We start from the raw sequence: 5001 nt of genomic DNA on the forward strand, positions 1-5001 counted from the left end.
CGCAGCCTTTGCTTTGGGGAATATCGGTGCAGAAGCTAAAACTGCTGTGCCACAGCTAGTTTCCTTGCTTAAAGACTCCGATGCAAATGTGCGTAGCAGGGCAGCCTATGTTTTGGGGAATATCGGTGCAGAAGCTAAAACTGCTGTGCCACAGCTAGTTTCCTTGCTTAAAGACTCCGATGCCGATGTGCGTAGCAGTGCCGCCGATGCTTTGGGGAATATAGGTGCAGAAGCTAAAACTGCTGTGCCGCAGCTAATTCCCCTGCTTAAAGACTCAGATGCAGATGTGCGTAGGAGTGCGGCCCGTGCTTTGGTGAGTATTGCTCTTAGCCTTCAAGAAAAGGCAAAGACGCTAACTTCAACTGAGTTAAATCAGGCTGTGTCAAACTTAGAATCAGCCTTGAAAGTTTTGGCAGAACCTAAAGCCGATTTCTCAAAACCAACGATCGCAAATCTCCGCGTATACATCAATGTTCTCAAAGCCGAACAAAACGCCAAGTTATTCAAATTAATTAGCCAGAATCAATGGGTAGCAGCAACAATAATTTACTTCATCTTCTTCCCCTCCCTTTGGTTGGCAATCCTGCGGCTGCGTCCCCTATGGCTGCTGCGAATCAACAACGCACTCAAACCCTACGAATTCAAACTACCTGAAACATTGGGCGGTGCTCCAGTGCGAACTCGCGACCTTACCTTTTTCAGCTTTTTTCTTTACCGTCCCAGAGTCCTAGATGCCTGGGTTTCAGCCCACATCAAAACAGTCCGCGAACAATTTTCCACAAACGAAACAGTCAAAAGCCGCGCTACTTACATCCCAGTTGCTTTTGAATTAGACGACAAAAAAGTACCTGAACTCAGGGGCGAAGATTTGCAATCAATTTTCACCAAAAAGCGATTTTGCCTGCTGATATGGGGTGAAGGTGGCATTGGCAAAACTAGCATCGCTTGTCAAATTGCAGATAGGGCAATGGCAGCAGATAAAAGCAAACGCCTCTGCAAACACCTGATGATTCCAATTCTGATCGAACAACTAGGAAGTGAATCTCTCGCAGCCAAACATCCGTTCTTAGAAGCCATCAGCGGTCAGCTAAAATCTATCAGCAACCATCCTACCCCCATTGCTCAAGAACTGCTGCAACACTTGCTGCAACAGCGCCGTATCCTGGTAATTGTAGACCATTTTTCCGAAATGGCAGAAACAACTCAAAAGGAAATTAACCCTAATTCTCCCGATTTCCCCGTCAATGCTTTGGTTGTGACTTCGCGACTAGATTCAACAATGCCTAACGTCCCCAAAACAACGATTCACCCGTTGCGAATAGAAGGTTCTGAGCTATCAGCTTTTATGGAAAAATACTTGGAAAAGCTAGGTAAACTGAATCTTTTCAACGGTTCGCAATTTCATTATGTCTGCGGCGATTTGGCTAAACTTTTAGAAGAAATCAGAATTCAAGGAAGAAGTACAACTGTATTGTTTGCCAAACTGTACGCAGATGTGTTAATCGCTAAAATGGAAGGAATAAAAGATGAAAAACTACCTCAAAATATACCAGATTTGATGCTGGCGTACCTGAAGGAACTCAACCGGGATGTAGCAGAGCATAAATTGACAAATCGTACCATGTACGAAGATGCTCAATTGCTGGCTTGGGAATGCTTGAAACTAACTTATCGACCCGCTAGCACGAAGATTAAAGATGCCATCAATGCGCTATCAATTTTAAATTCACAAAATGCAGAGCAACGCCTCAACTATCTCGAAGAAAAACTCCACCTCATCCAAACGAATCTTCCCAGCCAAGAGAATGTCCGCTTTGTACTTGACCCCGTAGCCGAGTATTTAGCAGGCCTGCATTTAGTAGAGACTTATGATGACAATGAAAATAAGTGGCGCGATTTTCTAATAGATGCCGACTTTCAGAATGCGCCAGAGGCAATTAAAGGTTTTATGTTAGCAGTTCGTGATTGTTATTTGGCCAAGATTTCCGGTGCAAAGGATACTGACTTTCTACCCAAAGAAATCGAAAACCGCTATAATGTCTTAATTACCGTACCGCCTCAATCTCCTTAAGCCGTCTCGCCCGGGTAATTTTATGACGATGTACGTACCGGATTCGCAGCCTTACCAAACAAAACTGCTCCCTACGATGTACGATCTACCTAGTGAAGACCCGGAGGAGCCCGGTTTGCCTGACGAATTTCATGACTATCAACCCGAACTGCTGCGTCAAACCTGCCGCCCCCGCAACCATCCGCTAGACCAAATCTTTATAGCGACAGACCTCAATCTATACTACGATTCCAATCATCTCAATTGGTATAAAAGACCCGATTGGTTCGTTGTCTTGGGCGCTTCTAGATTTTATCGAGGTGAGGATTTGCGCCTCAGCTACGTGATGTGGCAAGAAAATATTAGTCCTCTAGTAGTAGTGGAACTGCTGTCACCTGGAACTGAAGATGAAGATTTGGGAATCACACCAGAAGTCCGAAATAAACCGCCTACTAAGTGGCGAGTTTATGAAGAGATTTTGCAGATTCCTTACTACTTTGTTTTTAGTCGCTACACTAATCAACTGAGAGTATTTCAATTGATTGATAATCGTTACTGCGAACAAGTTTTAACTGATTCGCGATTCTGGATACCGGAATTGGAGTTAGGTATTGGTTTGTGGGAAGGTAATTATCAAGGTTTTTCGAGGTTGTGGCTGCGCTGGTACGATGCTAGTGGCGATTGGGTTCTGACTCCAGAAGAATTTGAAAGACAACGGGCTGAATTAGAAAGACAACGCGCTGAATCTGAAAGTCAACGCGCCGAATTTGAAAGTCAGCGGGCTGAATCTGAAAGTCAACGCGCTGAATCTGAAAGTCAGCGGGCTAAATTAGAAAGTCAACGCGCTGAATCTGAAAGACAGCGAGCAAATCGATTGGCCGATCGCCTCCGAGACATGGGCATTAATCCAGATGATCTGTAAAATTAAGTAGCAGCCTGCAATACGGCGCGCCGTGTCAATAAAAATTTATTAACTAAAAATAACTTATGCCAGAATCTACTTCATTGCGCGATCGCTACCTAGCACTGATCGATAAAATTGTCGAAATCACCCTCAAAGGTCAAATTCGCTCTAAAGAACAAGTATATCAAATGTTGGTGCAAGACATTGGCACCGGCACGGGCGAAATCTTTGAACGCTGTTTTGGCGAACGCCTCGATGCCACCGATAACCTGCTCAGAAATGAAAAGGACGAAATCAAACAAGCCAAGGCAAATCGCAGCCTCAGAGCGCTAAAAACTATCCAAGGAGAATGGGAACGTTGGCAGAAGGATAACCGCGTCGATCGCGAAATCGCATCTTCCATCCAACAAATCCTTGCCGCCGAATCTAACGGCCGCCTCCTGGCAATATTGCAAATAATTGATCCCAATAAAGAACATCCGCTGACTCTCGATCAATTGCAGCAATTGTCAAAATCTGTGCACCAACAAATGCTGCAAACTACCAATCCCGAAACCGAACGAGATTTGCTGCAAATCACAGCCGGGATTGCTAAAGGTTTAGAATCTTGGCAGCGCTTGGAACCGGAACTCGTCGGCTGGATTTATCAGCCACAGCAGCTAGGATTCGCCGGCAGTCCCGAACAAAATGGGCCTTGGGCTTTTTGGTCAAAAAAAGTTAATAGTGCCTTTGCTAACGCTCTTTTACAGACTATTGCCAGGGGTGATTCTATCGTTGAATTTGCAGCCAAGCAGTCTAATGTAGAATTAGGTACGTTGCTGGAATTGGCGATAATTTTGCAGTGTTTGCAACGGGCTTTGGTAACATGGTTCGACAAGCAAGTTTACGATTCCAAAGTGTCCACAAAAGCTTCGATTTCTACTTACATTACTTTTTCTGTAATTTGGAGTCAGCTAGCTAGTGGATTTAATAATTCTACTAAGAGCGGCGAACAGTTGGCAAATGCTTGTTTTCAAGTAACTTTGCAAATTTTACGCACTTTTTCTCAGCGGGAATACTTTCCGCTTTACGGCGGGATTTTTGCTTCGTTTGATGGTAAAGCTTTGCGGCATACTTTGGATTATTTAGATGAACCGCTGCGGCGTGTTGAAGGTACTCAAGCGAAGGCTCGAATTTTGACGCTTTTGGGTTATTCGATGCAGGCGGCTGGGGCCTACGAGCGATCGATCTTACTGCACAAGCAATCCCTGGAAATTGCCCGGATGGAAGGAGATAAAGCCTGTGAAGTCGCCAATCTCAATCACATTAGCCGCAATTATGTGGCTCAAAAAAATTATCAGGAAGCGATTAATTACAGTCAGCGGGCTTTGATTATGGCACGGCAGGCGGGAGAGCGGCAAGGTGAGGCGAACGCCCTGGCTAATTTGGGCTACAGCGAGGTGTTCCAGGCGCGGCAGTTGGAGGAGGTGGAACCGGAGGTTTACGAAAGTGCTATTAGTTATTTGGAGCAAGGTTTGCTGCTGTCGGAGAAATTGGGCGATCGCCAAAGTCAAGCTTTTTGCTCCAGCAGCCTCGGTATTGCTAAAATTGCTCTGGAAAATGCTGCCGGTGCGATCGAGTATTTGGTCAAAGGTTGGCAAGCGGCTCAATTTTCCGGCGACTTATATCTCCAAGGTCTCAATTTGGCTTATTTAGCTCAAGCTTATTACAGTCTGAATCAACTAGAACAAGCAATTTTTGCTGGCTGTTTGGGGATGTATACTTTGGAGCAAATTGGGGCGATGGAATGGCGACAATCGGCTGGTTTGCTGACAATTTTGCGCGGACAAATGGGGGCTGAATCTTTTAAGCAGTCTTTGGCGAAAAGTCGAGCGAGTATCATTCCGGCGATCGGTGTTGATGGCTACGATTATATCCCAGAATTGTTGGAAAAATACCAGCAATCTATTTAACTCTTTGTGGAACAGGCATCTTGCCTGTTGCTAAGAAAGAAAGGGGGCGGGCAAGATGCCCACCCCACAATAAAATTAACTCTTTGTGGAACAGG

General features: G+C 45.1%; 3 protein-coding genes. All 3 read left to right on the plus strand.

Going from position 1 to position 5001, the window contains the following annotated elements; translation table 11 throughout:
* A partial coding sequence (locus tag JGK36_RS33205; RefSeq protein WP_293199355.1) for a HEAT repeat domain-containing protein occupies positions 1-2071 on the plus strand: 2071 nt, incomplete at its 5' end.
* Between the two features lie 22 nt (positions 2072-2093).
* The gene (locus tag JGK36_RS33210; RefSeq protein ID WP_293199357.1) at positions 2094-2972 is read left to right on the plus strand and encodes a Uma2 family endonuclease; all 879 of its coding nucleotides are present in this window, start codon (positions 2094-2096) and stop codon (positions 2970-2972) included.
* A 65-nt stretch (positions 2973-3037) separates the two neighbouring features.
* A complete protein-coding gene (locus JGK36_RS33215) occupies positions 3038-4906 on the plus strand; it encodes a tetratricopeptide repeat protein (RefSeq protein WP_293199358.1) in 1869 nt (622 codons plus the stop codon).
* Positions 4907-5001: the final 95 nt, after the last annotated feature.

The sequence above is a fragment of the Microcoleus sp. PH2017_35_SFW_U_B genome, assembly GCF_020737865.1.
Classification (GTDB): domain Bacteria; phylum Cyanobacteriota; class Cyanobacteriia; order Cyanobacteriales; family Microcoleaceae; genus Microcoleus.